The following is a 26236-nucleotide window of genomic DNA, read 5'->3' on the forward strand; positions in this document are numbered from 1 at the left end:
GTGTTGCGGTGCTCATCGGGACTGCCGGACGACGATGCTCGGGGCCCCGCTGGGCAGTGCGTACTTGGCGGCCAGCAGCGGCGTGCGGTCGACCGAGACGACCTGGGTGACCAGCACGACCGGGGTGTCGGGCGGGCGCTGCACCACGGCGCCGCGCCGCCTGCCGAGCACCGTGGCGGTCACGGTGCTGTCGCCGCTGAGCGGCAGGTCGCCGGCGGCCGAGACCAGGGTGTGCAGCATGGTGCGCCCGGCCTGCTCGCCCGCCTCCAGCGCGCCGGGCAGGTCGGGGTCGACGGCGGCCAGGCCCTCGTCGTGCAGCGACCACTCCTCCACCAGGCAGGCCGGGCTCCCGTCGACGTCCACCGCCGACTCCCAGAACCGCACCTCGCCCGCGGCGGGCACCGGCAGGTGCTGCATCACCAGGTCGGTAGGCTCCTCGATGTCGCGAACCAGTGCCCGCACCCGCACCTCGCCGGAGCCCAGCAGGGCCTCCAGCGGCTGGAGCCGCTCGAAGCCGCGCCGGGCGGGCCCCTCGTTGACGGTGCGGCCCACACCGCGGCGGACGGTGATCACCCCGTCCTCCTGCAGGAGGATCAGCGCCTCCCGCAGCGCGGGGCGGCTGACGCCGAGCGCGGCGGCCAGCTCGGGTTCGGACGGCAGGGTCGAACCCGGCGGGTAGGTGCCCTCCCGGACGGCGTCGACGATGCGCTCGTAGAGCTCCACGACCGGTCGTCGTTGCGGTCGCCTGGCCATCTTCGACCCTCACCCCCTGGTGGTGTTGTTGTCAGACAAGTTAACGAGGACGATCGGCCGAGTCAACAGGCGGAGAAATCGGACCATCCTTGACACGAACGGGAATTTTCTGGGTTCGGGTATTGACTGGCCGCGCCCCGCAGGGTAGACCGTTCCCTCAATACCTTCCGAGCTTGTCAGACATCAGCGGTTCCCGGCACCGCCCGACCGTCTGCCGCGGCGACGACGCCGCGCTCGTTCCCGACCCTCTCCGAAGAGGTGGATTCCTCAATGACGACGATCCACGACCAGTCCCCCACCGGGGCGCCCACCAGGTACGCGGCGCTGCTCGCCGCGCTGGTCCTCGCGGTCGCCGGGTACCAGATCAACGCCACCATGCTCGCCCCCGCGCTGCCCGACGTGATGCACCGGCTGCACGCCGGCAGCGGCCCGGCCGGGCTGTCCCAGACGCTGTTCTTCCTGTTCGCCGCGATCGGCCAAGTGACCATCGCGCGCCTGTCCGACCACGTCGGCAGGCGGCGCATGCTCCAGGTGACGCTGGCGCTGCTGATCGTCGGCGAGGCCGTGTGCGTCCTGGCGCCGAACATCGAGGTCTTCGTGCTCGGCCGGATCCTGCAGGGCACCTCCTCGGCGGCGTTCACGCTGGCGTACCTGATCCTGCACGAGGCGCTGTCGCCGCAGCGGTTCGGCCGCGCGCTCGGTGTCATCACCGCCGTCAACGGCGGCATCGCCGGGGTCGACGCGATCGTGGGCGGCTCGGTCGCCGACAGCGTCGGCTTCCGCGGCATCTTCCTGATCAGCCTGGCGCTGACCGTGGTCGCCGTGTTCGCGGTGCACTTCGCCGTCCCGGCGATGCGGGTGCCCGCCGCGGGCCGGATGGACTGGCCCGGCGCGATCCTGCTCGGCCTGGGCCTGACCGGCGTGCTGCTGGCCCTCAACGAGGGCGGCAGCTGGGGTTGGAGTTCCCCGGCCACGCTGGCGCTGCTGGTGGGCGGGGTGCTGGCCCTGGTGCTGTTCGGGCTGGCGCAGAAGCGGGCCGCCAACGCGATCATCGACCTGTCCGCGCTGGCCTCCCGCCGGGTCTGGCCGCTGCTGCTGACCACCGTGTTCACCTTGGCCGGTGTGTTCGGCATGCTGAACTTCACGATCCCGCTGCTCACCGAAACCCCCGGCGCCGGCTACGGCCTGTCGGCCACCGAGTCCGCGCTGCTGTTCCTCACCCCCGCGTCCGCGCTGGGCGTGATCGCCGCCCCGGTGGCCGGGCAGTTCGCGCCGCGCATCGGCTGGCTGCGGTCGGTGATCGCCGGTTCGGTCGGCACCGCCGCGGCCTTCGTCCCGCTGGTGCTGTTCCCGCGCTCGCCGTGGGTCACCGGCATCGCCCTCGGCGTGCTCGGCATCACCTACACCGGCTACAGCCTGACCGCGCTGAACGGCCTGGCGGTGGCGTCCGCGCCCGCCGACAAGCCCGGGTCGCTGCCCGGCATCAACGGCGCCTGCTTCGGCGTCGGAGCCTCGCTGGGCATCGCCGTGGCCTCCAGCGTCGTCACCTCGCTGACCGCGGGCGGCCCGCCGACGGCCGGGGCCTTCCACGCCGCGCTGTGGTCCTCGGCCGGATTCGTCGCCCTGGCGCTGCTGACCACACTGTTGATCAAACCCTCGAACGTGAACCGATAACCGATGATCAGGAGGTAACCGTCGTGCACGACGTGCCGACCCTCGACCAGATCCGGCGAGCGCCCAAGGTGCTGCTCCACGACCACCTCGACGGTGGAGTGCGCCCCCGGACGGTGCTGGAGCTGGCCGAGCAGACCGGCTACGACGCGCTGCCGACGTCCGATGTGGACGAAACCGAGAAGTGGTTCGCCGCGGCCTGCGAAGCGGGATCGCTGGAGGAGTACCTGGAACGGTTCGTGCACACCGTGGGCGTCATGCAGACCCCGGACGCGATCAGCCGGGTCGCGGCGGAGTGCGCCGAGGACCTCGCCGCCGACGGCGTCGTCTACGCCGAGGTCCGCTACGCGCCCGAGCTGAGCACCCAGCGCGGGCTGTCCCTGGACGAAGTCGTCGAAGCGATGCTGGACGGCTTCCGGCGCGGTGCGGCCGACGCCGAGCGGGCCGGGCACCGGATCCGCGTCGGCGTGCTGCTGTGCGCCATGCGGCAGGAGACCCGGGCCCAGGAGATCGCCGAGCTGGCGGTGAAGTACCGCGACGCCGGGGTGGTCGGCTTCGACATCGCCGGCCCGGAGGCCGGGTTCCCGCCCACCCGCTCGCTGGACGCCTTCGAGTACCTGCGGCGGGAGAACTGCCACTTCACCATCCACGCCGGCGAGGGCTTCGGGCTGCCGTCGATCTGGGAGGCGATCCAGTGGTGCGGCGCGGCCCGGCTGGGCCACGGCGTGCGGATCGTCGACGACATCACCATCGGCGCGGACGGGACGGCCGAACTCGGCCGGCTGGCGTCGTTCGTCCGCGACCGGCGCATCCCGCTGGAGATGTGCCCGCGCTCCAACGTGCACACCGGCACGGTGCCGTCGGTGGCCGACCACCCCATCGCGCTGCTGCGCGATCTGCACTTCCGCGTCACGGTCAACACCGACAACCGGCTGATGAGCCAGACGTCGATGACGCGCGAGTTCAGCGAGCTGGTCGAGCAGTTCGGCTACGGGCTCGACGACCTGCAGTGGTTCACGGTGAACGCGATGAAGTCGGCGTTCATCCCGTTCCCGCAGCGGCTCGCGCTGATCAACGAGGTGATCAAGCCCGGGTACGCGGCGCTGCGTTCGGAGTCGCTGTTCGGCCGCGTGGCCGACCACGCACCGGCGATCTCCTGACCCCTGGCGCCCCGGTGTCCCCGTCCCTGCGGCGGGGACACCGGCGTCCTCTAGGCTCGGGCGGCACTGTTCGACCGCGCAAGGAGTCTGCTGTGGACGGTTGGATATCCCGGTTCCGCGCCCGGACGCCCCCGTGGGGCGCCGATCTGGCCGTCACCGTCGTGTTCGGCGCGCTGTCGGTGTGGAGCCGGGTGCTGAACTGGCCGAGCGGAACGGTGTCCGAGTGGGCCGGGCTGGCGGTGAGCGTGGTCTCGTCGCTCACGCTGCTCTGGCGACGCCGCTTCCCGGCCGCGGTCACCGTGGTCAACGCGGTCGCGCGGTACACCGGTCCGGGGCCGATGGGCCTGTTCGCCGCGCTGTACGCGTTGGGCGCCTACGAGCGCAACCGCTGGTTCGTCTGGGGTGTTCCGACCGCGCTGGTGCTCGTCGAGCCGTTCGCGCAGGGCTGGTACCACCACGGTGCCCCGGACCTGCAGGCGTACATCAGCGTCGCGGTGATGCACTTCCTGCCGGTCATCATCGGCCTGTACGTGGCCAGCCGGCGCGCGCTGCTGGCCGGGTGGGTCGACCGGGCCGAACGCGCCGAGCGCGAGCAGGCGCTCATCGCCGAGCGCACCCGCAGCGAGGAGCGCACCCGCATCGCCCGCGAGATGCACGACTCGGTGGCGCACCAGGTGAGCCTGGTCGTGCTGCACGCCGGGGCGCTGGAAATGCTCGTCGAGAAGAATCCCGCCAAGGCCACGCAGGCCGCCGCGACGATCCAGCGGGTCAGCCGCGGGGCGCTCGACGAGCTGCGGCAGATGATCGGGGTGCTGCGCTCCGGCCCGGACGAGGACACCGCACCGCAACCGACGCTGCGCCAGGTCGACGAGCTGGTGGCCGGTTCCCGCGAAGCGGGCCTGGACGTGGACCTGCGCGTCGAGGGCGACCGCCGCGACCTGCCCGACCACATCGAACGGGCCGCGTTCCGGGTGGTGCAGGAGGCGCTGACCAACGTGCACAAGCACGCGGGCGGGGCCCGCGCGTCGGTCTCGCTGACCTACCGGCCGGAACGACTGCTGGTCGCGGTCCGCAACAGCCGTCCGGCCGACGGGTTCCGGCGGCACCTGCCCAGCGGTGGCCAGGGCCTGATCGGCCTGGGCGAACGGGTGCAGCTGGCGGGCGGCACCCTGGACGCCGGTGCGCTCGACGACGGCGGATTCCGGGTCACCGCCGAGCTGCCCACGGGTGGCGAGGTGCCCACCGGCGCCGAGGGTTGAGTGCCTGGTTCTCAGGCCACCGGCTCGTGCGCCGCCGGGACGGGCCCGCGCGCGTCGACCAGGTCCAGTCCGGTGGCCGCGTACGACAGGCCGCGGTGTCCCGACGTCCGCCAGAACGCGACCAGCGAGACGACCGCGAGGATCGCCGCCAGCAGGCCGAGGAACGGCAGCAGGGTGAGCAGCAGGTAGCCACCGGTCCCGACGAGGCTGCGCCCCAACCGGCGCACCGGTTCCGGGCGCCGCCCGTCGGGCGCGACGGCGGTCAGCTGCACGATCCGCTGCCCCGCGCTGGCGCCGGTGCCCGTCAGCGGCACCACGACCGCCAGCAGCAGCCACGGCAGCCAGTCGGTGAACAGCGGGAGCAGGCCGTGCCCGGGCAGCGACTGCAACGGCGGCGCGTCGGCTGCCAGGCCGTTGTGCACCAGCAGCAGGAGCGCCTGGTACGCCGCGCCCAGCAGCGAGCTGAGCAGGAAGAACAGCACCAGGTCGCACACCGCGGCGAGCAGTCGGCGCGGCACCGTGACCGGCCGGGCCTGTCCCGGGTCGAGGGACGGGAGCTTCTGCCCCGGCACCATCCGCAGGACCGGCGCGGCCAGCGCGCCGAGCAGGCCGCCCAGCCCGTTGGCGATCAGGTCGTCGACGTCGAACAGCCGGTAGGCGCACGGGTAGAGGAACCAGTCGCCGGTCAGCTGCGTGCACTCGATGGCCAGCGAGACCCCGAGGCCGATCAGCGCGGTCGCGGCGACACCGCGCCGGAACATGTAGCGCACGAACATGCCGAGCGGCACGAACAGCGCGACGTTGAGCAGCACCTGGGTCAGCGCCGGGTTCCGCAGCGTCGCCACCAGCCCGCTGCCGACCTGCTCGCGGGCCATGTCGTCGAGGAAGCGGAACGGCACCAGCTGCGGAGCGCTCGCGGCGGAGGTGGCGCAGAAGTCCGGTGTCACCTCCGGCATGGGCAGCAGCACGTAGGCCACCAGTCCGAGCGCGTACAGCAGGCCGGCGAAGGCCAGCACGACGTTGCCGACGCCGAGCGTGCCGCGCCGCCGGTACTGGCGGGCGACGTAGGGCACGAAAAGCACCACCGCCAGGGCCAGAGCGGCCGTGGAGGCGATGAGCGCGGGAATCAACCGCGTGGACACCAACTGCTCCCCTCATCGAACGCAACAGCCCCGACCTGGGAGGCCGGAGCGACGATCGAGGTTAACCAGCCTGCCGCTCCACACGCGACGGACCCCGGTCGACTGTGGACTCCGCCGCGGGTCGTAGGGAGAACCCGCGGGAGTCATCCTCCGGTCCGACGGTCAACCCGTCTCGGCGCCAGGCGGGCGCAGCGGCGGTGCGGAACCGCCTGCGGGGGTGGTGTCCGGAGCCTCCCGTTCGGGGTGGACGCCTCGGCCCGGCACGGTCGAGGTCGCTGTCCAGACCCACCGGCGAGCGCTTCCTTCGCCTGGCACCGAACGGCTCCGGTCCGTCATCATCGAGCTCCCGCGGGACCGGTCGCCGCCGGACTCCCGTTGCCTGGGCCAGCGGTACTCGGGACAGCGGCACTCGGGACAGCGGCACTCGGGACAGCGGTATTCGGGACAGCGGTGCCCAAGACTCCTAGTGCCTGCGCGCTTTTTCGGCGAGTGCTCGCCCACAGTGGTGTGAATGCGGCGGATCGGACCGCCCACCCCGGTGCAATCGATGCGCACGTGCACCCCCGATTTGATCATACCGCGCACGTGCTCCGTTTGTTCATGAGGTGGAGAGAATGCGAAAACTGAGCCATTGGAGCGCCGCCGTGCTGGGCGCCCTGTGCCTGAGCGGTGCCGTCGCGATGCCGATCGCCGGGGCCGCCCCGGCGTCGTCGGACATGCCGATCCGCAACGTGGCGACCGGTGACTGCCTGGGCCACCTGGGCGGCGACCGGATCGGCATGTTCCCGTGCGACTCCCACAACCCGGCGCAGATGTGGACGCGGGAGCACACCGACACCGCCGACATGCTCCAGGTCGGCGCCACCCGCGAGTGCCTCGGCCACATGGGCGGCTCGGACGTGCGGCTGTTCCCGTGCGAGTCGAGCAACCGCGCCCAGCAGTGGCGGGTGGAGCGCGCCGGGAGCGACTCGGCGCGGCTGATCAACCTGGCCACGAACGACTGCCTGACCCAGGTCAGCCGGTCGGACGTGCGCCTGGAGGAGTGCACCGACCACCCGGCGCAGGAGTGGCTGCGCGAGCGGCCCTGAGCTGACGGGTGATCCGGGGGAGGGCGCGGGTAGCGCGCCCTCCCCCGGCTGCTGTCCGACCCCGCCATGCCGCGCGGAACCGAGCGGCGACAATGAGTCCGTCGAGCGTCCGGCGACCGGGAACGGGGCCATCCAGTGCGAAGCACCGAACCGCCAACGAGCCAGCCGGGGACCACCCCCAAGTCGCGGCTGCGGTTGTCGATCGGCCGACGCCCCCGGGACGCCATCCGGGTCGCGGTCGCCGGAGGTCTGCTCGCGCTGGTCGCGCTGCTGTCGCTGCTGCCGGGCAACCAGGTCGAGATCGCGATCTACCAGCAGCTGGAAGCCATTCCGCCGGTGTCCGACCCGGCCTGGGTGGTGCTGAGCTGGTTCGGCTCGTGGGCCGGGATCGCGGCGGTGGCCGCCGTGGCGATGTACTTCAAGTGGGTCCGGCTCGGCATGCTGTGCGCCGCGGCGGGCGCGGTGACCTGGGTGCTCGCCTGGGTGCTGCACACGGTGCTGCCGCCGCGCCAGGCGGCGCCGTGGCTGGTCGGCCCGGTCTTCCACTTCCCGGCCAGCAGCGTGGCGATCATGGCGGTGCTGACCGTGGTCGCCGCGCCCTACCTGGGCGGCGCGGCGCGCTACACGGGCTGGGCGCTGACCGTGCTGGTGGCGGTCGCCGGACTGCACCTGGGCGCGTTCCTGCCGCTGGGCGCGGTGGGCGGCGCGCTGCTCGGCTGGGGCGTGGGAACCCTGTTCCACCTGGTCTTCGGCGTGCCGGGACGCCGGATCTCGGAGCAGATCATCACCGACGAGCTGGAGCTGGCCGGGTTCGTCCCGGTCTCGATCGTGCCGCTGCGCTACCGGGTGCTGGAGCCGCGCGAGTTCGCCGTGGTCACCGAGGACGGCGAGCGGCTGCGGGTCAAGGTCGTGCGGCGGATCGGCCGCCGGGCCGGTGCCTGGTACAAGATCCGCCGGTTGCTGCTGCTGCTCGACGTCTACGACGACCCGCCGCTGTCCACCCCGCTGCACGAGGTGGAGCACGAGGCCTACATCGCGCTGCTCGCCGACCGGGCCGGGGTGCGCACCCCGTCCGTCGTGCTGGCCTGCGACGTCAAGCACGCGCCGCCGCTGCTGGTGGTCCGGCACGTCGACGGGTGCCGGCTCAGCGAACTGCCGCCCGAGCAGATCGACGACGAGCTGTTGGACGCGATCTGGGAACAGCTGTCCGCGCTGGCCGACGCCGGGATCGCCCACCACGACCTGCGGGCCAAGAACATCCTCGTCGACGCCGACCGCGAGCCGTGGCTGCTGAGCTTCACCTTCGGCCAGGCCGGTGCCGGGGCCGCGCGGCGCGCCCAGGACCTCGCCGAGGTGCTGGTGTCGCTGGCGTCGGTGGCCGGGGTGGACCGCACGGTGCGGACCGCGATCCGCGCGGTGCCCGCGGACCGGCTCGAAGCGGCGCTGGTGAACCTGAGCCCGCTGGCGCTGCCGAAGCGGATCCGCACCCAGGGCGAGACGCGCCGCTTCCTGCTCGCCGAGCTGCGGGAGACGCTCGCCGACCGGCTCGGCGTGCCGATCCCGGGGTTCCGCTCCCCGGTGCGGCCGGTGACCGTGGTGGGCCTGCTGCTCGTCGGCGCCGCCGTGTACCTGCTGCTGCCGGAGTTGTCCAGCATGGGCGATGTCGTCGCGGCCCTCCAGCACGCCGACTGGGGCTGGCTGGCGGTGGCCGTGGCGACCGGTTTCGTGGCCATCCTGATGTCGGCGATCTCCGTGCTGGGTTCCAGCAAGATCGCGCTGCCGTTCTGGCGCACCTGCGCGGTCCAGGTGGCCGCGGCGTTCACCGGCCGCACCACCCCGGGAGGTGCCGGCTTCTTCGGGATCAACCTGGTTTTCCTGGAGCGGCTGGGGCTGCGCCGGTCGCTGGCGGTGGGCATCACGCTGCTCAACCAGGCCGGGACGGGCGCGGTGGCGTTCGTGGTGTGCGTGATCGGCGTGTTCGGCGCGGGCATGACGGGCACGTTCCGCAACCTGTCGATCCCCACCGGGTGGCCGGTGCTGGTGTCGGTGGCGGGCGTGCTGATCGTGGCCGGGGTGCTGCTCGGCTCGCCGTTCGGCCGGCGCCGAATCCTGCGGCCCGCGCTGGAGGTCACCCGCGAACTGCTGGACACGCTGCGCCACCCGGTGCGCGCCGTGCAGCTGTGCGGCGGGGCGTTCGGCTACCTCGTGGTGTCCGGGTACGGGTTGGTCGCCTGCCTGGCCGCGATCCACCCGGACTTCCCGGTGATCGCGGTGATCATCGTGTTCATCGCGGCCAACACGCTGGGGCACCTGGCGCCCGCGCCCGGCGGGCTCGGCGCGGTCGAGGCCGCGCTGCTGGCCGGACTCGGCGCACTGGGCATCCCGCCGACGGCGGCGGTGACCGCGGTGCTGGCGTCCCGGTTGCTGACCTACTGGCTGCCGGTGCTGCCCGGCATCGCGATGTTCCGCTATCTGCAGCACCGCAAGGTGATCTGACGGCCCAGCGCACCGGACCACCACCCGGAGTGGTCTACGCCATTCGCGGTGTCCGATTCGCGGTTCCTTGTCCGGCCTGAGACCCGGATATATGGTCCAGACCACATTTCCCCCGACTGGGAATCCTTCGCCACGACAAGGAGTTCCACGATGTCCGCGAAACGGAAACTGACCGCGGCCGCGGCCGGCGCCGCCCTCGCCCCGATCCTGCTCGCCATCCCGGCGGGCACGGCCAGCGCGCACGGCTACATCTCCTCTCCCCCGAGCCGCCAGGCGCAGTGCGCAGAGGGAACCGTGGAATGCGGTCCGATCAAGTACGAGCCGCAGAGCGTCGAAGGCCCCAAGGGCCTGCAGAGCTGCAGCGGTGGCAACCAGTCCTTCGCCGAGCTCGACGACGACAGCAAGGGCTGGAAGGCGACGCCGGTCGGCACCAACGTGACGTTCAACTGGAAGCTCACCGCCCGGCACGCCACCAGCACCTGGGAGTACTTCGTCGGCGGCAAGCGCGTCGCGGTCTTCGACGACGGCGGCAAGCAGCCCGGCGCCACGGTGACCCACAACGTCGACCTCGGCGGCGTCAGCGGCAAGCAGAAGGTCCTCGCCGTGTGGAACATCGCCGACACCGCCAACGCCTTCTACGCCTGCGTCGACCTCGACGTCGGGGCGAAGAGGTAACCACCGTCCGCTGTGGCCGCGAGCCGACCGGTCGCGGCCACAGCGGCGCGGACCCCCGCGGGGTCAGGACAGGAACGCCAGGGCGGCGTCCTTGAAGGTGCGCGCGGAGACGGCGTTGAGGTGGTTGCGCCTCGGGATCGGGGCGAACTCGGCACCCCACCGCGCGGCGAGATCGGCCGCGCCCGCGGCTAGGTCGTCGCGCTCGCCCGCGACGAGCATCGTCGGGTGCCCGGTGGGGCCGGTGAGGGCGGTGCCCGCCACGCCCCGCGCGCACGCCCGGAGGGCGACCGGGTCGTTGCCCGGGACCGCGGAGGCCATCGCCAGCAGCGCCGCCGCGCGCGGATCCTCCGGAACTCGTCCACTGTGGACGAAAATGTCGGGCTCGACGCCGTCGAAGGCCGGCGCCGGGCCGATCCCGGCCAGCACGAGCCTGCCGACCGCGCCCGGGTGCCGCCGGGCCAGTTCCCAGCCGACGAGGCCGCCCATCGAGTACGTCACGACGTCGACCGGCGCGGCGTCCAAGTCCGCCGCGCGCAGCACCGCCAGCAGGTCCTCGGCCAGCAGGTGCGGGGCGTAGCGGGCCGGGTCGTGCGGCTTGTCGCTGCTGCCGTGGCCCCGCAGGTCCACGGTCACCGCCGTGCGCCCCGCCGCCGCGAGGGCGGTGGTCCACCCGGCGTCGATCCAGTTCAGCCGCCCGTGCGAGGCGAACCCGTGCACCAGCAGCACCGCGGCGCCGGTGCCGGCCACCTCGAAGTGGACGCGGGTGCCGTCGGCCGACTCGGCGTGCTCGGCGTGGATGGCGCGCATGCTCACTCCTCCGGCGGGCGCAGTCGGACGCGGCGGGCCGGTCTGCCCTCGCGGGGCACGGTGCCGACGATCCCCGCCTGGTCGACCTCGAAGGTCACCAGCGGGTCGCCGACGCGCAGCGAGTCGTCCTCGGCGGCGTGCCTGCGCACCACCCGGCCGGTCTGCGGGGAGGGGATCTCCACCGCGGACTTCGAGGTCTCCACCTCGACCAGCGGTGCGTTGCGCTCGACGAGCTCGCCCTCGGCGACGTGCCACTCCAGCACCTTCGCCTCGATGAGGCCCTCGCCCAGGTCGGGCAGGTGGAACACGGTCTCAGCCACGTCGGTACTCCAGAACGGTCTGCACGGCGGACAGGATGCGGTCGATGCTGGGCAGGTACTCGTCTTCCAGCGCCCCTGACGGGGTCGGCACGTCGTAGCCGGTCACCCGCTGCACCGGTGCGCGCAGCTCGCGGAAGCAGTTCTCGTGCAGCAGGGCGCTGATCTCCCCGCCCAGCCCGGCGGTCAGCGGTGCCTCGTGCACCACCACCGCGCGGCGGGTGCGGCGGACGGACGCGCAGATCCCCGCCGTGTCAACGGGTTTGAGCCAGCGCAGGTCGACGACTTCGAGCTCCACGCCGTCCTCGGCGGCCAGCTCCGCCACCTGCAGGCAGCGCGACACCATGGCGCCCCAGGAGATCAGCGTGGCGTGCCGCCCGGTGCGGACCACCCGGGACGTGCCGGGCGCCACGGGCTCCACCGCGGCCTCGTCGAAGGACTCGCGGTTCCAGTACCGCGACTTGGGCTCCATGAAGATCACCGGGTCGGGATCGGCGATCGCGGTGCGCAGCAGGCCGTACGCCTCGGCTGGCGTGGCCGGGGAGACCACCTTCAGCCCGGGGACGTGGGCGAACAGCGCCTCCATGCTCTCCCCGTGGTGTTCGGGGGCGCGGATGCCGCCGTAGCTGGGCAGCCGGAGCGTGACGGGCATGGCCGCGCGCCCCCGGCTGCGGTGGTGCATGCGGGCCAGCTGGTTGACGATCTGGTCGATCGCCGGGTAGGCGAAGCCGTCGAACTGGATCTCCGGCACCGGCCGCCAGCCCGCCAGTGCCAGCCCGACCGCCATGCCCACGATCGCCGACTCCGCCAGCGGCGTGTCGAACACGCGTCGGCCGAACTCGGCGCGCAGGCCGTCGGTGACGCGGAACACGCCGCCGAGCACGCCGACGTCCTCGCCGAAGACCAGGACGCGGTCGTCGCCGTCCATCTCGTGGCGCAGGGCGAGGTTGATCGCCTGCTGCATCGTGGCGTTCTCAGGCATCGGCGTGGTCCTCCCGCCACTGCCGCCGCTGTTCCAGCAGCGCGGCGGTGGGTTCGCGGTAGACGAAGTCGAACAGCTCCTCCCCCGGCCGGTCACCGGAGGACGACAGCTCGGCGCGGACGCGGGCGACCACCTCGGCGGCGTGCTCCTCCGCGGCGGTGAGGTCGGCCTCGGCGGTGCCGGACTCGCGCAGCCGGGCCGCGAACCGGGTGAGGGGGTCCCGACCGGCGTGGTCGCGCTCCTCCTCGGCGCTGCGGTAGCGGCCGGGGTCGTCGGAGGTGGAGTGCGGGCCGAGCCGGTAGGTCATCGCCTCGACGACCGACGGACCACCGCCCTCGCGGGCCCGCGCGACGGCCTGCCGCACCGCCTCGCGGACGGCGAGCACGTCGTTGCCGTCGACGCGGTGCCCCGGCATGTCGTACCCGGCGGCGCGGGCGGCGACCGACCCCCCGGCGACCTGGCGCGAGGTGGGCGTGGAGATGGCCCAGCCGTTGTTCTGGCACAGGAACACCACGGGCAGCCGGTAGACGGCGGCGAAGTTCATCGCCTCGTGCACGTCGCCCTGCGAGCTGGCGCCGTCGCCGAAGAAGGTCATCGCGACCCCGCCGGTGCCGTCCAGGTCGGCGCCCATCGCCCAGCCCACGGCGTGCGTGACAGCACCGCCGACGACCGCGTTGATCGGGGCGAAGCGGGTGGTCATCGGGTCGTACATGCCGCCGTGCCAGGCGCCGACGTGGGTGCCCATGTACTCCACCGGGTCCACGCCCAGGGCCAGCGCCACGCCGAGTTCCCGGTAGGTCGGGAACGCGAAGTCGCGGGAGGTGTCCAGCACCGAGGCGCTGCCGACCTGCGCGGCCTCCTGGCCGCGCATCGGTGCGTAGGCGGGCAGCACGCCCTGCCGTTGCAGCGCGACGGCCTCCTCGTCGACGCGCCGGGCGAGCAGCATCGTGCGGTAGAGGTGCAGGGACAGCTTGGTGTCCACTTCGGACACTTCGGGGGGTGGCGATGTCGCGGTGAACACGAGCGGCTCCCTTCGGGCGGATGCGCCGGATCTGCGGAACGCGGCAACATAGCTAGTTCATCGCCCGAGAGCTCGACAAGCGGCCCACCTGGACCTGCGCACTGTGCGCAGGAGTGCCACCCGAATGCCGAGGGGGACTGTGCAACCTGTCCGGTGCCCGACGGACCCCGGCACGACGCTGCGGGCCGCCGCCAGGGCGTCAGCGCCTCGTTGGGGGCCGGTGGCCGGGCGACGGGCGGGCCGCTGAGGCCCCGCCACCGGTACCGCCTCGCAAAAGGAGTTCAAAGGCAGGCTCTCAACCCGCCGCGGCCGCCCGGCATCGACCACTGTGGACGGTCAGGACCAGCGGGTGTCCTCGGCGTCGTAGGGGGAGCTGCCGACCGGGGGTTCTCCCCCGGCCTCGGCGAAAGCGGTCAGCGCCTCGACCAGCCCGCTGCGGGAAGCGGCGGGCATCTTCGCCACGATCGCCGCGATCTCCTCGCGACGCCGCTCGGTCGCCCGGCGCACCACGTCCGCCCCGGAGTCGGTGAGGGTCACGACGTTCTCGCGCCGGGACGCCGGGTTGGTCTGCCGGTCCACCATCCGCGCCGCGACCAGCCGGTCGACCATGCGCGTCACGGTGGACGGGTTGACGCCCAGCAGGTCGGCGATGGTGGCGAGCTTGAGCGGCCCGCGCCCGGACAGCAGCACGAGCATGCGGAACTGCGGCAGGGTCAGCGACTCCCCGACGGCCGCCACCGAGCGCGCCGAGACCGCCACCAGCAGGCGGGACGCCGTCAGCACGGCATCGGTCACGGCGTCGACGTCCTGGGCGGCGGGCCGGGCCGCGGCATCGGTTCGCGACATATGCCTGTTCTACCTCAGCGTTCCCGCGCTGCTCAGCGCGCGTCGCCCCCGGATGTGCGGCCGTTCAGGCGCGCCAGCATGGCGTTGTAGTCGGCCAGCGCCCGCTCGTCGGCGTCGACGTCGGCGGACTCGGCGATGACGTCACCGCCCGCCTCCCCCGCCGTGCCGGACAGGGCGCTGCGCCGGGCCGACTCCAGCCAGTCGCCGAACCCGGCCTGCGGCCCGGTGCTGCGGATCCACAGCACCGCCAGCACCAGCATGGCCAGCGCCATCAGCCCGTCACCGCCGACCCACATGATCGCGCCGCCGAGCCGCTGGTCGTCGAGCAACCCGGCGGTGCCGTCCGGGCTCATCCGCGCGAAGTCCGGGAACAGCACGTGGTCGGCGCCCATGAGCACCACGCCGATGCCGGTGTCCGGCGCCATGGCGAACATCAGGAACGCCAGGCGCAGCGGGTAGCTCAGCCGCTGCCAGCGGGTCGGCTCCAGGCCGATCACCGCCAGGAAGCACAGGTACCCGCTGACCAGGTACACCACCGCCTCGACGTGGTGCAGGACGTGGTGCTGGAGCATCAGCTGCATGAACGGCGTGAGGTGCGTGGCCGCGAGCACCACGGCGTAGAGCAGGAAGCCGGTCATCGAATTGGTGAGCACGCTGACCGGCCGGGACAGCAGCACCGACCGCACCCGCTCCGGATCGCGCGCGGCCCGCTGCCACAGGTCGAGCGGATGCGCCGCGATCAGCAGGTACGGCGCGACCATGATCAGCGTCAGGTGCTGGATCATGTGCATCGAGAAGTACGCCGAGCTGTACGCCGCGATGCTGCTGTTCGTGGCGAGCACGATCGACACCAGCCCGGCGGCGAAGCAGGCCGCGCGCCGACGCGGCCACTCCTGGCCCGCCCGCCGCAGGCGGCGCAGGCCGACGAGGTAGCCGACGCAGGCGAGCAGCACCGCGAGGTCCCAGCCGAGCGCGAGCTGCCAGGTCGTCAGCGCCGCCTGCCAGGTCAGCGGCGGCATCGGGGACGTGGTCATGGGCGGTCCTGTTCGGACGGTGCGGCACACCCGGCCGCGACGGCCGGGTTCTCGGCGTCGCAGCGGTCTCGTTCGTGCAGCCGACAATAGTTGCCGTCGGCAAGCCCGAACCCGGCGGTGTCGGCAACGACACACTTCCCTACCTAGGACAAGTGTTGCACTATGCAATGGTGAGCTCCGATACCGCACCGCAGGTCCAGGTCCCCTCACTCCGCCGCATCGGCTCGTGGCTGCGGGAGAGCTCCTCCGGACTCGTGGTGCTGTCGCTGGCGATCGGCGCCGGTTCCGGTCTCGGCGCGATCGCGTTCCGCTGGCTCATCCTCGCCTTCACCCGGCTGCTGACCGGGCACGACGACTACGCCGCCGCGCCCAGGGCCGCGCACCCCTGGCTGCCCGCGCTGGGACCGTGGTTCGTGCTGCTCACCCCGGTGCTCGCCGGACTGGTGTACGGACCACTGGTGCAGCGCTTCGCGCCCGAGGCGCGGGGCCACGGCGTGCCGGAGGTGATGCTCGCGGTGGCCGAACGCGGCGGGCGCATCCCCACCCAGGTCAGCGCCGTGAAGGCGGTCGCGTCGGCGCTGTGCATCGGCGGCGGCGGTTCGGTCGGCCGGGAGGGGCCGATCGTGCAGATCGGCTCCGCGCTCGGGTCCGGCTTCGGCCGCCTGGTGCGGCTCGGCGAGCCGCGGCTGCGGGTGCTCGTCGCCTGCGGCGCCGCCGGTGGCATCGCCGCGACCTTCAACGCCCCGCTGGCCGGACCGTTCTTCGCGATGGAGCTGATCCTGCGCGACTTCGCCGCCGAGTCGTTCGCGGCCGTGGTGCTCTCCAGCGTGACCGCCAGCGTCGTGGCCCGCGCGGCGCTCGGCAACACCGCGTTCCTGACCCTGCCGGAGTTCTCGTTGCACAGCCCCGTCGAATACGCGTTGTGCGCGGTGCTGGGCGTGGTCGTCGGCGCCGTGGGGGTCCTGTTCAGCCGGTTCCTGTACCTGGTCGAGGATGTCGCCGACCGGCTGTGGCGCGGGCCGGAGTGGCTGCGGCCCGCCGTCGGCGGACTGCTGCTGGGCGTGATCCTGCTGGTGCTGCCGCAGATGTACGGCGTCGGCTACCCGGTGCTGCAGGACGCGGTGGGCGGCCGGTACGCGATCGGGTTCCTGCTCCTGCTGCTGGTCGGCAAGCTGGTCGCCACCAGCGTCACCATCGCCGTCGGCGGCTCCGGCGGGGTGTTCGCACCGTCGCTGTTCATCGGCGCGATGGGCGGCACCGCCTTCGGCGAGGTCGTCCACCACCTGGCCCCGCACCTGACCGCCTCGCCGGGCATGTACGGGCTGATCGGCATGGGCGCGGCCTTCGCCGGGGCGGCGCGCGCCCCGATCACCGCCGTGGTCGTGCTGTTCGAACTGACCGGCCAGTACACGATCATCTTGCCGCTGATGGCCGCGATCGTCATCGCCACGCTGATCAGCCGGGCGCTGAGCCACGACACGATCTACACCCGCAAACTCCGCCGCCGCGGCATCGACCTGGCCCCCGTCCCGTGACCCCGCCCGGCACCGGCTCGGGTGGCGCATCGAGGTGCGCCCGAGGCGCCGGGCCGTTCTTCTGGGGCGCGGGCGGCCGGGACGGCGGCTGACGACCGCCGATCAGCCGAGGGTTTCGTCGGCGTAGCACCAGCGCCACAGCTCGCCGGGTTCGTGGCTGCGGACGACCGGGTGGCCGGTGTCGTGGTAGTGGCGGGTGGCGTGCCGCCGCGGCGAGGAGTCGCAGCAGGCGACGTGGCCGCAGGTCAGGCACAGGCGCAGGTGGACCCAGGTGGTGCCCTCCACCACGCAGTCCTGGCAGGTGTCGGGGGACTGCGGGCGGACGTCGTCGCGCGCCCGCCGCAGGTGCGGGCAGGAACCCGCGGTGGAGGTCGGGGCGCGCAGCTCCCGCTCCCGGTCGCGGGCGGTCTCCTCGGGGCGCTCCAGCATCGACTCCTCCACGTCCAGCGCCTCCGCGAGCCGTTGCAGGACGACGTGGTCGGCGGTGCCGGACCGGCGCGCGGCCAGCAGCGCCTCCCACTCGGCGGCGAGCATCTCCAGGCGCAGCCTGCGGTAGCTGTCGCTCGGCGTCTCGCGGTCCGGGTCGGTGCCCAACCGCTCCCACGCCGAGTCGGTGCGCACCTGCAGCCGCTCGCGGAGCCGTTCCACCACGTCCAGCTGGTCGTCGGGAGCGCGGACCTCCTCCAGCCGCTGCCGCGCGGCCTGGGCCATGTCGCCGAGCAGCGCGGCCTCCTGCAACGTGTCCTGCCCCGGGTCCGGGGCCGGGATGCGCAGCCGCCGCACCAGCCAGCCCAGGGTGGTGCCCTGCACCAGCAGGGTCGCGGCCACCACCACGAACGCCGCCAGCACCAGCACCGACCGGTACGGCACCGCGGTGGGCAGCGCGAAGGCGGCGGCCAGCGTGATCACCCCGCGCATGCCCGCCCAGGACACCACCGCCGAGTACGACCACGGCCACGCGCGGCGGCCGCCGAGCCTGCGGACCGCGCCGACGCCGTACACCCAGACGAAGCGGCTGAGCACCGCGGCGACGAACACGCTCGCGCACACCGCGACCGTGACGCCCAGGCCGGGGCCCGCCTCGGCCACGTCGGTCAGGATCTGGCGCAGTTGCAGCCCGATCAGCAGGAAGACCACGTTCTCCAGCAGGAACTCGATGGTCCGCCAGTTGACCCGGTTCGCCGAACGCGCCGCGCCGGACATCAGCCGCGGCGCCTGGTGGCCGAGCAGCAGGCCGGTGAGCACCACGGCCAGCACGCCCGAGGCGTGCACGGCCTCGGCGGCCACGTAGGCCACGAACGGGATGACCAGCGACAGCGCGGTGTCGGTCACCGGGTCCCGCAGCAGCCTGCGCACCCCCGCGAACACGGCCGTCACCACGAGTCCGATGACCACACCGCCGACGGCGGCCAGCGCGAGGCTCCCGGCGATCCACCACGCGCTCACCGCACCGGCCAGGCCGACCAGCGCGGTGCGCAGGCCGACCAGCGCGACCGCGTCGTTGAGCAGGCTCTCGCCCTCCAGGATCCGCACGATGCGGCGCGGGATGCCGACGCGGCGGGCCACGGCGGTCGCCGACACCGCGTCCGACGGGGCCACCACCGCGCCGAGGGCGAACCCGGCCGCCGCCGGAAGTCCCGGCAGCACCCACCAGGTCACCACGCCGACCACGACGGTGGTGAACGCCACCAGCCCGACCGACAGCAGGGCGATCGGCCCGCGGTTGGCGCGCATGTCGGGCAGTGAACTGGTGTAGGCGGTGCCGTAGAGCAACGGCGGCAGCAAGCCGAACAGCACCAGCTCCGGATCCAGCCGGTACGCGGGCAACCCGGGCAGGTAGGACACCGCCACCCCGGCGACGACCAGCAGCGCCGGGGCGGGTCGTCCGGTCCGGCGGGCCAGGGCGGTGACCAGCAGCACCACCAGCACGAGAGCGACGATCTGGGACGCGACTAACACGCCTCCATCACACCCCCGCGCCGGGCCCGCCCGCATTCCGGGCGGTCACAGCGCGGCGAGCACCTCGCGGGCGGCGCGTTCGCCGGAGGAGATGGCGCCGTCGATGTAGCCGTGCCACGCGCTCGCGGTCTCCGACCCGGCCCAGTGGACGCGTCCGCACGGCGCGCGCCACCCCTCGGCGCCGTGCGCGATCCAGGACCCCGGAGCGGGGTTGGCGGCGTAGCCACCGCGGACCCACTCGTCGGTCGGCCAGATCTTCTCCAGGTATTCCAACGGGTTCCGGGCCTGCTCGCCGAACAACCGGGCCAGCGTCCCGAGCACCTCGGCGCGGCGGTCCCGCGCGGACATCGCCGACCACGCGCGCAGCCGGTCGCCGTAGACGAACGCGGCCAGCACGCCGAACTCCGCGCCGCGCGGGGAGTTGTCGAACACCACCCCGGTCGCGTCCGCGCCGTAGAGCGAGGCGATGCCGGACAGCCCGGCGTCGCGCCAGAACGGGCGCGGGTAGACCACGTGGACCTTCGCCACGTCGCCCATCGCGCTGCGCTGCACCCAGCGCTGGCGGGCGGTGGGCAGCGCGGGCTCGAAGCGGATGCCCGCGGTCGCGGGCGGCGGGGTGGCGACCACGACCCGTTCCGCGCGGACCGGGCCGCGCGAGGTGCGCACCACGACCCCGTCGCCGCGCTGCTCGACCGCGTCGACGCGGGTGCCGAGCAGCACGGCATCGCCCAGCCGCTCGGCCGCGGCCAGCGCCGGCGCCTGGGCACCGGCCGCGAAGCGGGAGTCCTGGGCGGCTCCGGCGGTGTCCATGAGCTGGTCGAACCCGCCCGCGCTCGCGACGTAGAACAGCAGGTGCAGCACGGAGATCTCGCGCGGCTCCGCGGACCACACGCCCTGCACCGCGAGGTCGAGCCGCCGCCGCGCCTCGGAGCACGCCACGGTGCGCCGGAAGAAGGAGTGCACCGTTTCGGCGTCCCACTCGGCGGCGCGCGGGCACGACGCGGGAGCGTCGAGGTCGATTCCGGCCGCCAGCGCGTCGATGCGGGCGACTGCGTCGTGGTACTCGGCGACGCCCGGACCGTCGTCGGGTCCGCTGCCGGTGAACTCCCGCACCGCGCCGTCGTGCCAGAGTTCCACCGCACGCCCGGTCTCCCAGGTCGGGAAGGTCTCGCAGCCGAACCGCTCGGCCCACGCCAGCAGGCGGTGCTGCGTCGGCCCCACCCACTGTCCACCGTGGTCGATCACCACGCCGTGCTCGGTGCGTCCGGAGTGGACTCTCCCGCCGACCCGGTCGGCGCCTTCCAGCACGAGCGCGGGCACGCCGCGGTCGTGCAGGGCCAGTGCGGCGGACAGTCCGGCGTACCCGGCGCCGACCACGGCGACCGGTGCGCTCTCGGGCGGCTGAGCAGACGAACGGGCCATGATCCCATGGTCACCATTTCTTGACTGATCAGTCAATATTGACTTTCTCATCGTTCCGACCGTCGCCGAAATTCCGCTTTGTTCCAAGGAAAGTTGACATCGGATCTCGACCGAGAAGAGACTCCCATAACTTGTCCGTCAGTCAAACTACGGGAGGCGGAGTGCAGGACGAGGCGTTCCGGGCCGAACTGCGGCGCCGACTGGACCTGATCGATCGACCGGACGAGGGACCGCTGCCGGACCTCCCCTGGCGGGACGTGTGGTGCGCGGCGGTCGCGCTCGCGGTGCTGTCCGCCGCGCTGCTGTGGTGGGGGTATCCCGGATGAGCGCGAACACCCGCGAAGCCGCGGCCGTCGACGACGGCACGCTCAACGAACTCCCGCTGCTGCGCCGGGAACGCATCTGGGGGTTTTGGAGCTTCTCCTCGGTCAACGTCGGACTCGCCATCGCCACCTGGGCTTTCCTGCAGGGCGGCGCGGTGTCGCTGTACGTCGGCGCCAAGGCGGGCATCGCCGGCATCGTCGTCGGCTACGGCATCAGCACGCTGCTGGTGGCGCTGGCGCCGTGCATCCCGTCCGCGAAGTACGGCATCGAGCAGTTCGTCGCGCTGCGCAGCGTCTTCGGCGCCAACGGGGCGCGGGTGCTGATGATCGCCATGTCCGCGCTGCTGGCAGCGGCGTGGTCGGCGGTGCTGGCGATCATGTGCGGGCACGCCCTGGTCAACGTGGCCGACCAGGCGCTGGGCGCGCACCTGGACGCCTCCGGCCCCGCGGTCAGCCTCATCGCGCTGGCGGCCGTCGTGCTGTGCTGGTTCGTGCTGGCCCGCGGCCCGGTGTCGGTGGAGTGGGTCAACAAGATCGTCGCGCCCGGCCTGGTGCTGGTGACCGCCGGGATGCTGGTGCTGATCCTCACCCAGGTCTCGTGGGCGCAGCTGGTGTCGATCCGGCCGATGTCCCCGTCCGGCGACCCGCACCTGGACTTCATGCTCGCCGTCGAGCTCAACCTCGCGGGCGGGTTCGCCTGGTGGCCCAACGTCGGCAACCTGGCGCGGCTGACCACCGGGATCCGCGCGGCGTTCTGGCCGAACCTGCTCGGCCTGTTCGTCACGTCCGTGCTGGCCGCCGTGGTCGGCTCGCTGGCCGCGCTGGCGCTGTCGTCGGAGGACCCGACGAAGTGGATGGTGCCGCTGGGCGGCGTGGTGCTCGGCGTGATCGCGCTGGCGTTCGTGGGATTCGCGAACATCACCAGCGTCGTCGCGCAGGGCTACTCGTCGATGGTCGCGCTCAAGGGCGGCGGCGGTCGGCTGGTGCGCGGCGTGCCGTGGCCGGTGCTGGCGGGCGCCCTGCTGCTGCCCGCCGCCGTGCTGGTGTTCTTCCCGGAAGCCGTCTACGACAACTACTCCCGGTTCGTCTCCTGGGGCGCCATCCTGCTCGCGCCGCTGTGCTCGGTGCAGCTGGTCGACTACTTCGTGCTGCGCCGGGGACGGCTGCGGGTCCGCGACCTGTACCTGCCGAGCCGGGAGTCCTGCTACGGCTTCTGGCGCGGCTTCAACCCGGCCGCGATCATCGCGGTCGCGGCCGGCGCCCTCAGCTACGCGCTGCTGCTGAACCCGGTCAGCTACGAACCGGCGCCCGCGTTCGGCTACCTGACCGCGTCACTGCCCTCGGTCGTGGTCTCCGGTGCGCTGCACTACGCGCTGACCCGCTGGGGCGTGCGCAGGCTGGGCCGCGGCGGCTACCGGTGATCCTGCGTCGGTGACCGGTGTTCGGCCTGGAGTAGGCTGCGGTGCGGTTTCCCGGCGCGCGAAGGAGAGGGGCGGATGCCGCGGCCCAAGGTCGAAGCGGAACGACGCGACCAGATCCTGCGGGCGGCGTGCAAGGTCATCGCGGAACGCGGTTTCCGCGCCGTGCGGGTCGCCGACGTGGCGCGGGAGGCGGGCCTGTCGTCGGGCATCGTGCACTACTACTTCGCCAACAAGCGCGACCTGGTGCGCGCCACGTTCGAGCAGAACTTCGAGCGCTCGCTGCGCCGCCGCACCGCGATCCTGGACTCCGACCGGGACGCGGTCGGCAAGCTGCGCGCCCTGGTGGACGCGTTCCTGCCGCAGGACGCCGAAACCGTGCAGTCCTGGCACGTGTGGGCGGAGTTGTGGGTCGAGGCGATGCACGACCCGGACCTGCAGGAGCTCAACGACCGCGCCTACGGCGAGTGGCGGCGGATCATCGCCGGCATCGTGCGCGACGGCCAGGCGGCCGGGCAGATCGGCGACGCCGACCCGGTGGAGCTGGCCAACGTGGTGGTCGCCGCGCTGGACGGGCTGGCGCTGCAAGTGCTGGCCGGGTCCCGGACCATGACGCTGACCCGGATGCGCCGCACCTGCCGGTCGTTCATCGACCGCGTCGTCCCGGTCCCGTGAGCGCCCGCGACCGAGCGCGCAGTCCCAGCATTCAGGAACGGCCCCGGAGAACCCGCCGCCACCACGGGGTGCGGCGCGGCGGTTCGGCGGGCGGCGCCGGGGGCTCGGCGGCGCGGGTCCGCCGCTGCTCCCGCCAGCGGGCCACGACCTCGTCGGGGTCGACCCGGCCGACGTGCACGCGCGGCCCCGACGGCGCCCGCAGCCACGCCACGATCCGCCGGTTCAGCTCGGAGACGACCTCGCGCACGGCCTGCTCCGACGACAGGTCGCGCACCGCGGCGGGCAGCCGCTCGATCTCCCTGCGCAGCTGCAACGGGGTGGGCAGCAGCGCCTCGCGGGACAGCCCCTCGCGCTCGACGTAGCCGCGGATCCACCACAGCTCGTCGTACGGCTCGCCCGCGCCCGGCAGCGGCTTGCCCGCCCCCGGCAGGTCGTCGAACTCCCCGCGCTCGGCGGCCTCGCGGATCTGCCGGTCGACCCACGACTCGAAGGTGACCCCGGGCGGCTTGCGCTCGGTCATCGCCCCCTCCCCTCCGGTCCGCCGCCAGCATAGCGGCCCGACCTGCGAGTTCCCACGCTTCGGGAGCATCTGGACCAAGTTGGTCAACTATCTCTACGGTCACCCGTATGGATTTCTGGCCTTTGGTGCTGGCCGGTGCGCTGGTCGGCTTCTCCGTGGGGCTGACCGGCATGGGCGGCGGGGCGCTCATGACGCCGATCATGGTGCTGGTGTTCGGCGTCAACCCCAGCTCCGCGGTCGGCAGCGACCTGGCGGCCTCGGTGGCGATGAAACCGGTCGGTGCGCTGGTCCACCACCGCGCCCGGACCGTGCGCTGGGACCTGGTCAAGTGGCTGGTCCCGACCGCGGTGCCCGCCGGGTTCGCCGGGGCGTTCCTGCTGCCGCTGTTCGGCGACGGCCACGTGCTGCAGGCCAGGCTCAAGCTGGCGGTCGGCGGGGCGCTGCTGCTGGCGGTGGCCGGCATGTTCGCCCGCGTGCTGCTGGCCCGGCGGCGCGGCGAGGCCGCCGCCGAGGACGCCCGCGCCCGGGTGCGACCGGTGCCGACGCTGCTGATCGGACTGGTCGGCGGGCTGATCGTCGGGATGACCTCGGTGGGCTCGGGCTCGCTGATCATCGTCATGCTGATGCTGGCCCACCCGAAGCTGCGCGCCAACGAGCTCGTGGGCACCGACCTGGTGCAGGCGTTACCGCTGGTGGCCGCCGCCGCGGCCGGGCACCTCATCGTCGGCGACGCCAAGCTGGGGCTGGCCGGGACGGTGCTGATCGGCGCGATCCCCGGCATCTACCTCGGCGCGAAGCTGTCCACCCGCGCCCCGGCCGGGATCCTGCGCTGGGCCCTGGCGGTGCTGCTGCTGGCGTCCGGCCTGAAGCTGTGGGAGGTCCCCAACAACACCACGGCACTGGCCTGCGCCGCGCTGATCGTGCTCGGCGGGATCTCCGCCGCGGTCCGCCGGCTGCGCCACCGCCCGGCCGTGGCGGCGGTGGCCGCCGACACCGCGCAGCCCCGCGTCTAGCCGCCTGTCTTCGAACTCGTTTCGCGAGGCGGTGCCGGGAGCGGAACCTCAGCGGCCCGCCCGTCACCCGACCACCACCCCCCACGGAGGCGCTTCGCGCCACAGTCACATCGACTCCGGGAGCCCTGACTCATGTGCCCCTCCCGCAGAGCGTTTAGAACGCTCCTCAGCGGGAGGTCCAGGCGTCGGCGTCGCGGGTGCGGGCGAGGACGTGCTCGGGCAGCGTGTCCCCGGCGATCTGGTCGATCGTGACGTGTTCGAGCACTTCGCGGATGCTCGCCCGCAACGCGACCCACACCAGCCGCAGCGGCTCGGCCCGGCCCTGGTACTGGGCCTCCTCCGGGCGGGTCTCGCTGACCTGGGCCAGCGGGCCCTCCACGGCGCGGACCACCATCGCCAGGGTCACCGCCTCGGCGGGCCTTGCCAGCTTCCACCCGCCGGACGAGCCGCGCACGCTGGCCACCAGTCCGGCCCGGCGCAGCTCGCCGAGGATGCCGAGCAGGAACGCGCGCGGTATCCCCTGGCGGGAGGCGATGCCCTCCGCGCTCAGGGTCTGGTGCTCGCCGACGGCGGCCAACTCCACCATCGCGCGCACCGCGTATTCCGCCCGCGCCGTGATTCGCATGGTTGAAGTATCACTGACCGGAAGGTCAGCAGCGCGGGGCGGGTCGGGTCGCGTTCCGCGGCGGCGGGAACACCGCCACCTCCGGTGGCGCGCCGCGCCGGTCGGCGCGGCACCGCCTGCGCCCCTCCGGCCGACCACGGGCTTTCCGTCCACAGTGGATCACCGACTGGCCGCGCCCTAGTCCGCTCCCTCCTCCTCGTGGGCCTGACGTGGCTCGGGTTCGCGGTGCCGCCAGTTGTCCGGGACCACGGCTTCGAGCGCGTCGTCGACGGTGATGACGCCGAGGACGTGGTCGTCATCGTCGACGACCGGCAGGGTGAGCAGGTCGTAGTCGGTCATCAGGCAGGCGGCGGTGATCAGGTCCGCGGCCGGGTCCACCCGGACCGGATCGGCCTCGGCGATCTCCGACAGCGGGCTCTCCGGCTCGGCCTGCACCAGCGCGACCAGCGACACCGCGCCGCGCAACCGCTGCTCGCCGTCCAGGCTGTAGACGGTGGTGAGCGCTTCGGCCGGGAGGTGGCGGGCGGCGTGGATCCGGTCGAGGGCCCGCGCGGCGGTCGTGTCCGCGGGCAGCGCGAGGAAGTCCAGCCCCATCAGGCCGCCGGCGGTCGTGGCGTTGTAGCCGAGCAGCGCGGTGACCTTGGTCCGCTGCGGCGGCGGGAGCAGGTCCAGCACCGGGCGGCGCCGGTCCTGGGGCAGGTCGAGCAGGGCGTCGGCGGCGTCGTCGGCCTCCATGCGGGTCAGCACGGCCGCGGCCTCGGAGTCGCTGCGGTCGCGCAACAACCGGGACTGCTCGTCGTCGTCGAGCTCCTCGAATACGTCGGCCTCCAGTTCCGGGTCGCCGTGGACCTGGGCGAGCAGTTCGCTGCGCTCCTCCCGCGAGGCGGTTTCGACCAGGTCGGCGATCTCGGGCGGCCTGAGCCGGCGCAGCCGCGAGACGCCGGTCCGGGCGGTCGCCGAGGGCGCGTGCCCGATCAGCGCCTCGAACGCCTTCCAGTCCCGCCAGCAGGTTCCGCCCTTCCCCGCGCGCAGGTGGCCGATCGCGTGGCGCCACCACCCCCGGACCCGGGTGCCGACGCCGGACAGGACCCAGCCGTCCGGGGTGCGCGCCAGTTCCAGGTCGACGGCCCGCACCAGGCGCGCTCGCGGGATGTCGATGAGCCGGTGGCCGAGGATGTCGGCCGACAGCAGCACCTCGCCGGGACGTCGTTCGAACTCCCGCAGATCCACCTTGGCGGTGACCAGCTGGACGTTCTCCGCGTGCCAGTCGGCCACCACCTCGGCCGGGATGAAGATGCGCCGTCCGCCGATGTCCGCGACCAGGCCGGTGACCAGCGGGTATTCGGTCCCGCGGAGGCGGACGATCACGTCGGCCAGGCGCCCGAGGTGCTGTCCCTTCGCGCCGAGCACACCGCGTTTGAGCAGCCGCGACAGCGACAGCGTGCGCCGTTCGACGGCGGTCCCGCCGTCGTCGCGGTGCGGATGGGAGGTCATG

Annotated in this window: 24 protein-coding genes; 11 read left to right on the forward strand and 13 right to left on the reverse strand. The window is 73.2% G+C overall.

Translation table 11 applies throughout. The features are described 5' to 3' along the window. Positions 1-12: 12 nt before the first annotated feature. Positions 13-753 carry a GntR family transcriptional regulator gene (locus NV263_RS19075; RefSeq protein ID WP_263247724.1) on the reverse strand — a complete coding sequence of 247 codons (741 nt, stop codon included), beginning with the start codon at positions 751-753 and terminating at the stop codon, positions 13-15. A 270-nt stretch (positions 754-1023) separates the two neighbouring features. Here NV263_RS19075 and NV263_RS19080 point away from each other — a divergent pair, with 270 nt between their 5' ends. From NV263_RS19080 to NV263_RS19090, 3 genes are all read left to right on the forward strand, one after another. Then, entirely contained in the window at positions 1024-2427 is a 1404-nt protein-coding gene (locus tag NV263_RS19080) for an MFS transporter (RefSeq protein WP_263247725.1), read from the forward strand. A 23-nt stretch (positions 2428-2450) separates the two neighbouring features. Then, complete coding sequence (locus NV263_RS19085; protein ID WP_263247728.1) at positions 2451-3584, forward strand: adenosine deaminase; 1134 nt, start codon at positions 2451-2453, stop codon at positions 3582-3584. Positions 3585-3676: 92 nt separating this feature from the next. Continuing rightward, positions 3677-4843, forward strand: a complete 1167-nt coding sequence (locus tag NV263_RS19090) for a sensor histidine kinase (protein ID WP_263247730.1) — start codon at positions 3677-3679, stop codon at positions 4841-4843. An 11-nt stretch (positions 4844-4854) separates the two neighbouring features. Here NV263_RS19090 and NV263_RS19095 read toward each other — a convergent pair whose 3' ends face one another. After that, positions 4855-5985 carry a VanZ family protein gene (locus NV263_RS19095; protein WP_263247732.1) on the reverse strand — a complete coding sequence of 377 codons (1131 nt, stop codon included), beginning with the start codon at positions 5983-5985 and terminating at the stop codon, positions 4855-4857. Positions 5986-6599: 614 nt separating this feature from the next. Between NV263_RS19095 and NV263_RS19100 the strand changes: the two genes are divergently transcribed. The 3 genes from NV263_RS19100 to NV263_RS19110 all read left to right on the forward strand — a co-directional run bounded on the left by NV263_RS19100 (position 6600) and on the right by NV263_RS19110 (position 10244). Beyond that, the gene (locus tag NV263_RS19100; protein ID WP_263247734.1) at positions 6600-7073 is read left to right on the forward strand and encodes a ricin-type beta-trefoil lectin domain protein; all 474 of its coding nucleotides are present in this window, start codon (positions 6600-6602) and stop codon (positions 7071-7073) included. 135 nt (positions 7074-7208) lie between these two features. Next, positions 7209-9569, forward strand: coding sequence for a lysylphosphatidylglycerol synthase transmembrane domain-containing protein (locus NV263_RS19105; RefSeq protein WP_263247735.1), 2361 nt, complete (start codon positions 7209-7211; stop codon positions 9567-9569). Positions 9570-9719: 150 nt separating this feature from the next. After that, the gene (locus tag NV263_RS19110; protein WP_263247737.1) at positions 9720-10244 is read left to right on the forward strand and encodes a lytic polysaccharide monooxygenase auxiliary activity family 9 protein; all 525 of its coding nucleotides are present in this window, start codon (positions 9720-9722) and stop codon (positions 10242-10244) included. Between the two features lie 63 nt (positions 10245-10307). Here NV263_RS19110 and NV263_RS19115 read toward each other — a convergent pair whose 3' ends face one another. The 6 genes from NV263_RS19115 to NV263_RS19140 form a co-directional block, all read right to left on the reverse strand. Then, positions 10308-11051: an alpha/beta hydrolase gene (locus tag NV263_RS19115; protein WP_263247739.1), complete on the reverse strand. Its 744-nt coding sequence runs from the start codon at positions 11049-11051 to the stop codon at positions 10308-10310. A 2-nt stretch (positions 11052-11053) separates the two neighbouring features. After that, positions 11054-11371, reverse strand: a complete 318-nt coding sequence (locus NV263_RS19120; RefSeq protein ID WP_263247740.1) for a biotin/lipoyl-containing protein — start codon at positions 11369-11371, stop codon at positions 11054-11056. After that, positions 11364-12350 (reverse strand): alpha-ketoacid dehydrogenase subunit beta, encoded by a 987-nt coding sequence (locus NV263_RS19125; protein WP_263247743.1) that lies wholly within the window; start codon positions 12348-12350, stop codon positions 11364-11366. Before NV263_RS19125 ends, NV263_RS19120 begins: the two co-directional genes overlap by 8 nt. After that, positions 12343-13341, reverse strand: a complete 999-nt coding sequence (locus NV263_RS19130) for a thiamine pyrophosphate-dependent dehydrogenase E1 component subunit alpha (protein WP_263247744.1) — start codon at positions 13339-13341, stop codon at positions 12343-12345. Before NV263_RS19130 ends, NV263_RS19125 begins: the two co-directional genes overlap by 8 nt. 366 nt (positions 13342-13707) lie before the next feature. Next, entirely contained in the window at positions 13708-14217 is a 510-nt protein-coding gene (locus NV263_RS19135; protein ID WP_263247745.1) for a MarR family winged helix-turn-helix transcriptional regulator, read from the reverse strand. A 32-nt stretch (positions 14218-14249) separates the two neighbouring features. Then, positions 14250-15251, reverse strand: a complete 1002-nt coding sequence (locus tag NV263_RS19140) for a cytochrome c oxidase assembly protein (protein WP_263247746.1) — start codon at positions 15249-15251, stop codon at positions 14250-14252. 167 nt (positions 15252-15418) lie between these two features. On the opposite strand from NV263_RS19140, the gene NV263_RS19145 reads away from it, so the two are divergent. Further along, positions 15419-16786 (forward strand): chloride channel protein, encoded by a 1368-nt coding sequence (locus NV263_RS19145; RefSeq protein WP_263247747.1) that lies wholly within the window; start codon positions 15419-15421, stop codon positions 16784-16786. Between the two features lie 102 nt (positions 16787-16888). Here NV263_RS19145 and NV263_RS19150 read toward each other — a convergent pair whose 3' ends face one another. Together NV263_RS19150 and NV263_RS19155 are read right to left on the reverse strand one after the other, a co-directional pair. Next, positions 16889-18745 carry a Na+/H+ antiporter gene (locus tag NV263_RS19150; protein WP_263247748.1) on the reverse strand — a complete coding sequence of 619 codons (1857 nt, stop codon included), beginning with the start codon at positions 18743-18745 and terminating at the stop codon, positions 16889-16891. A 45-nt stretch (positions 18746-18790) separates the two neighbouring features. Beyond that, positions 18791-20167 (reverse strand): flavin monoamine oxidase family protein, encoded by a 1377-nt coding sequence (locus tag NV263_RS19155; RefSeq protein WP_263247749.1) that lies wholly within the window; start codon positions 20165-20167, stop codon positions 18791-18793. Between the two features lie 161 nt (positions 20168-20328). Between NV263_RS19155 and NV263_RS19160 the strand changes: the two genes are divergently transcribed. The 3 genes from NV263_RS19160 to NV263_RS19170 all read left to right on the forward strand — a co-directional run bounded on the left by NV263_RS19160 (position 20329) and on the right by NV263_RS19170 (position 22583). Further along, entirely contained in the window at positions 20329-20493 is a 165-nt protein-coding gene (locus tag NV263_RS19160; protein ID WP_263247752.1) for a hypothetical protein, read from the forward strand. Further along, positions 20490-21911, forward strand: coding sequence for a cytosine permease (locus NV263_RS19165; protein ID WP_263247754.1), 1422 nt, complete (start codon positions 20490-20492; stop codon positions 21909-21911). The genes NV263_RS19160 and NV263_RS19165 overlap by 4 nt, the downstream gene beginning before the upstream one ends. Before the next feature lie 75 nt (positions 21912-21986). After that, positions 21987-22583, forward strand: coding sequence for a TetR/AcrR family transcriptional regulator (locus NV263_RS19170; RefSeq protein WP_263247756.1), 597 nt, complete (start codon positions 21987-21989; stop codon positions 22581-22583). A gap of 31 nt (positions 22584-22614) precedes the next feature. Here NV263_RS19170 and NV263_RS19175 read toward each other — a convergent pair whose 3' ends face one another. Continuing rightward, entirely contained in the window at positions 22615-23103 is a 489-nt protein-coding gene (locus tag NV263_RS19175) for a DnaJ family domain-containing protein (RefSeq protein WP_263247757.1), read from the reverse strand. Between the two features lie 107 nt (positions 23104-23210). On the opposite strand from NV263_RS19175, the gene NV263_RS19180 reads away from it, so the two are divergent. Next, the gene (locus NV263_RS19180) at positions 23211-24116 is read left to right on the forward strand and encodes a sulfite exporter TauE/SafE family protein (protein WP_263247758.1); all 906 of its coding nucleotides are present in this window, start codon (positions 23211-23213) and stop codon (positions 24114-24116) included. Positions 24117-24282: 166 nt separating this feature from the next. Here NV263_RS19180 and NV263_RS19185 read toward each other — a convergent pair whose 3' ends face one another. Further along, positions 24283-24741 carry an RrF2 family transcriptional regulator gene (locus tag NV263_RS19185; protein WP_263247761.1) on the reverse strand — a complete coding sequence of 153 codons (459 nt, stop codon included), beginning with the start codon at positions 24739-24741 and terminating at the stop codon, positions 24283-24285. 177 nt (positions 24742-24918) lie between these two features. Further along, positions 24919-26235: a magnesium transporter MgtE N-terminal domain-containing protein gene (locus NV263_RS19190; RefSeq protein WP_263247763.1), complete on the reverse strand. Its 1317-nt coding sequence runs from the start codon at positions 26233-26235 to the stop codon at positions 24919-24921. Between the last annotated feature and the right edge of the window lies 1 nt (position 26236).

This window comes from Saccharopolyspora rosea (assembly GCF_025643595.1).
Lineage (GTDB): Bacteria > Actinomycetota > Actinomycetes > Mycobacteriales > Pseudonocardiaceae > Saccharopolyspora > Saccharopolyspora rosea.